The sequence below is a fragment of the Streptomyces sp. CoH27 genome (assembly GCF_020181035.1).
In the GTDB taxonomy this organism is placed as follows: Bacteria; Actinomycetota; Actinomycetes; order Streptomycetales; family Streptomycetaceae; genus Streptomyces; species Streptomyces camelliae.
Window position 1 is genome coordinate 1 of the sequence record NZ_JAIQYY010000089.1, and the last position, 3873, is coordinate 3873.

The 3873-nt window shown below is 66.8% G+C and carries 2 protein-coding genes and 1 pseudogene; 1 reads left to right on the forward strand and 2 read right to left on the reverse strand.

All coding sequences use genetic code 11. The annotated features are described in order from the left end of the window. Positions 1 to 1078 precede the first annotated feature (1078 nt). Complete coding sequence (locus tag LE548_RS45085) at positions 1079 to 1507, reverse strand: hypothetical protein (protein ID WP_225102834.1); 429 nt, start codon at positions 1505 to 1507, stop codon at positions 1079 to 1081. Then, positions 1507 to 3378, reverse strand: a complete 1872-nt coding sequence (locus tag LE548_RS45090) for an ATP-binding protein (RefSeq protein WP_225102835.1) — start codon at positions 3376 to 3378, stop codon at positions 1507 to 1509. Before LE548_RS45090 ends, LE548_RS45085 begins: the two co-directional genes overlap by 1 nt. A gap of 163 nt (positions 3379 to 3541) precedes the next feature. Between LE548_RS45090 and LE548_RS45095 the strand changes: the two are divergent. Next, a pseudogene (locus LE548_RS45095) lies at positions 3542 to 3736 on the forward strand (transcriptional regulator); the annotation flags it as partial. Between the last annotated feature and the right edge of the window lie 137 nt (positions 3737 to 3873).

Below are 3873 nucleotides of genomic sequence, written 5' to 3' on the forward strand. Positions count from 1 at the left end.
GGGCATCCGCTGGGGCGGACGCCCCCTCGCCGCCGCGGCCTGAACGACCCGGCGAACCTATGCGGTCAGAGCACTAGAGAGCCTCCCCGGGCGATCACGAACGGGAGCCAGATGACCAGGGATGCGACGGTGCCCGTGCGGAGGGCGACGGAACCACGTTTGTCGTAGCGCCTCGCGACGGCCTCGTATGCCTTGAGTTTGGCACGGCCGCGGTGGTCCAGGCACGACGCGAGAGGCGCCTGATCTGGATCTCCGCCGCCCGGTCCGGCCGGACCCACGGCATCGCCGCCCGCCACAACCACCGCTTGGCCCGCCTGCACGCCTTACATGTCCTGACGAACCTCGAAGTCAACCGCTGACAGACGATCTACTCCGCAGACTGCTGCCCACGACCAGCGCGAGCGCCCGGAGCACCAGCCACACCAGCCCTTTGACCTGCGACGTCAGGTTGGCGGAGACTCAGTGTCTGGTGGGCTTGGTGCAGGCCGACACCCAGGCGGAGCAGCCGGGCGACCTGCTTGGGCTCGCAGCGGACCAGCAGATTGCTGGCCCAAGCCGACTGCGTCGGCCGACGCAGTGCAGCGACCTGGGCGGCCAACACGGCCTTTCCGCCTGCGAGTGCGTCGTCCACGCGCGCAGTGCGCGCCCCTACGAACTGAGTCGGATGCAGCGCGTACAGCTCGCCAGCAACGCTTTCCAGATCCACGCCACACCTCCGTCCCCCTTCCCCCGCTACGCAGAGCTTTGCACCATTTGTAACTCGGGCGGACGGTGGATTCCTGATAGGCCTTGCATTCGTCGGTCATGGGCCAGCGTGGCGGGCTTCATCCGCGGCGCATTCGTGGACGGCCTCGCAGTCTCCGTTGCGTTCCGGCAGGCGACGACGCCAGTGCCCTTGCAGATCCCTCTGCAGCGCAGACCTCACCCTGAGACTGGAACATGTCGAGCCTTTGCCAGGTGCAGGACAATTTTCCAACGCGACGTGTCACGCGTTGCCTTCAGTATCCGGTACCTGATGAAGCGATGGCAGGGCCGGTCAAATGGATCCCTACCCAGCTGCCGCTGCCCTCCCGGTTGATCAGGGCTTCCGGTTCTGGGTACGGACGACCATCGCTGCGATAGCGGCGATCCCGCCGCCGAGCATGCCCGCTGCAGGGACCGCGGCGCCGTGATCGACGAAGTACTTGGCGACCCAGAGGTATCCGGCCAGACCCGCGCTGCCTGCGAGCACGCCGGTCGCCCGCAGCACCAGATTGGCCAGGTCCATCCGCCGCTGGTGGATCTGGTCGAGGCACCACTGCCGATGCTCTTCCGTCTGCCGCTCAAAATCCATCTCGACCAGCCGCAGAATACGCTCCCCGGCTCCCTGCACCACCCGCTCCCAGATTTCCGCCTGTTCAGCGGCCGGAAGCTCACGGTGGACACGGTTCAGCTGGGAAGTCTCCTGCAGGCCGGTGGGCGCCTCGGGAGTCGAACCCGGCTCATCGGACGGCGTCACAGCTGTCACTAGTCGCACCTCTCGACACCGTTGGACTGATCACCGGGCCCGTGAGCAGACCGCTCCGGCAACCTGCCGAGCCGAGCACAAGCCCCGTCCAGTGCCGCCTCAACGTTGAGCAGCGCTCGATCCCGGGAGGGCGGCGCTTCGCCCCGGAGGAGCGACGTGCGGCGACCGGGGCCGCTGTGTGCATTGGAAAGCTGCCACACGTCGAGCAGCCCGCTCACAAAGTCTCTGGTCCGCCGGCTTACAGCATCACCCCCGGTCCGTGCCGGGGGCTGAAGGCGGCTTGGTTCCCGGCGGGCGCTGCTGGTGCGACGTGCGGTCAGCAGAACAGCGGCCGCGACCAGTGCCCACAGCATGAAGAAGCCTCCCACCGACCACCATCCGTGAAAGGCCGGAAGCAACCCAAGGAGGAGGACGAGAGCGGCCGTGAACCCAGCTGCCACGACCGCAATCAGGCCGGCTACCAAACCTCTGCGCAGCCATGCAGTATGTGGACCGGCCCTTGTTGCCGATACTCGGAGGAACTCTACGGCGAGGACGCTGAGATCATAGGGCTCAGGCACACCTGCGGCCCAGGACAGACTCTGGGCGAGGCGCTGTCCCCGGTACAGCGCTTGGGGGTCACGGTCGTCACGCATCCAGGCGACAGCCGCGTCCTCGACCTCCTGGCGCAAACGGTTGCCCGCCGGGTCGGCGTCGAGCCACGCCCGTAGACGCGGCCAACAGAACAGCAGCGCCTCATGCGCTATCTCCAGCCACTCACCGTCCTGGGTAAGGATGCGCTGCCGGATAAACTTGTCCACCACGGCAGTGGCTTCAGTGGAGCCCGCAGGAACCAATACGTCCCGGGCCACCCGCCGCCGAGTCGGTTGGATGTCCTCACCGACTCTGATCAACCGGAGAAAGAGGAGCCTGGCTGCCTCTTGCTCTTCCAGCCTCAGACCCGCGAAGGCCTGCTCGGCGGAGACCGCCAGAACCCCTGTGATCCCGCCCGTCGCCCGGTAGGCCTCCACTGTCAGCGACCGGCCCCGCCGCCGCGCCCATGTGGACAACAGAGCAGCTTGGAGCAGTTGCAGCCGCGCGTCCGGGGAACCCCCCAGAAGGTCACTCAACAGCAGCTCAACCAGACCAGGTTCGATGTCCAGACCCACTGCCTGGGCCGGCCGTGCAATCACCTCGCGCATCCCTGTTTCTGTCAACGGCCCGAGCAGAACCGCATCGCGCAGCGCTGTCGACACCTGAGGAAACTCGGCCCACCGGCCCATGTACGCCGTCGACATGCCGAAGACCACAAGCGCAGCTGGCGGCTGCCCGTTTCGCCCGGGCTCGGCGAGGGCTGAAAGCGCATGGACGAACGTGTGCCCTTCCTCTCTGTCCGAGACCGGGCTGAAAAGCTCTTCAAGCTGGTCGACCACCACCAGGCACCGACGATTGCCTCCAGCCTCAGGACCGACCGCGTCACGCACGCGCGCCGCTCCCACCTCGGGATCCCGGGCCAGTGCACCAGCCAGCTCGACGGCCTCAGCCCCCGTCAGCCGCGCCAATCCCCCCGCCAACGCCGTAAGCGGATGAGTGCCCGGAACAAGTGAAACAACCGCCCAGCCGTCTGCTCCGGGCAGCGCTCCGCTGGCGATTTCTGGCAGCAGTCCGGCCGCCAGCAGCGACGACTTACCCGAACCAGCCGGACCGGCAACCGCTACAGCGCCCCCCGTATGCATCCGCTCTTCCAAGCGAGTGAGGAGTTCGGCGAGTTCGCGCTCGCGGCCGAAGAACCACTGCGCGTCCTCCTTACGGAACGACGCAAAGCCCCGATACGGGCACACCGCCTCTCCTGAGACAGAGTCAGGGCTCTGTTCAGCGTCCTCGCGCGACAACCAAGCCTGGTAGATGCGCCTATCGGGCTCTTCCGGTCCCACAACGGAGTCACCCTGCGTGGTAGCGCCAGATGGCGGCTCGATTCCGGGCTGCCCCACCCCGTTCTCCTTCCGACCAGGATTCCACGGTAGTCCAGCACGCAAGAGGAAACGCAGCTGCCGCCAAGCGGCGCGCCCGCGGCAACGCGAAGTCAGTTTCCGAACGCTCAACGTGCGTCACTGGGACCGCATCGTCGAGGCCTGGGCCGAAGACGACGACCAGGCGCTCGATGACGCGCGGATCAGTGACGCGGCCGTCGACCTCGGCTCCCAGTGGGGCCAGTACGAGTACGTCACCAACATCGGCTTCGCCGCATAGCCCATGCCGCGCCGCCCCGGAGCAATAGTCAATAGTTGTGGATCAGTGCGCTTCTCTTGACCTCGATTCTTCAGCGGTCGTGAGTGTCTGGCTGGCTTGCCGGTTCACCCCGTTTGTCCTCCGCGATAGCGGGCGGG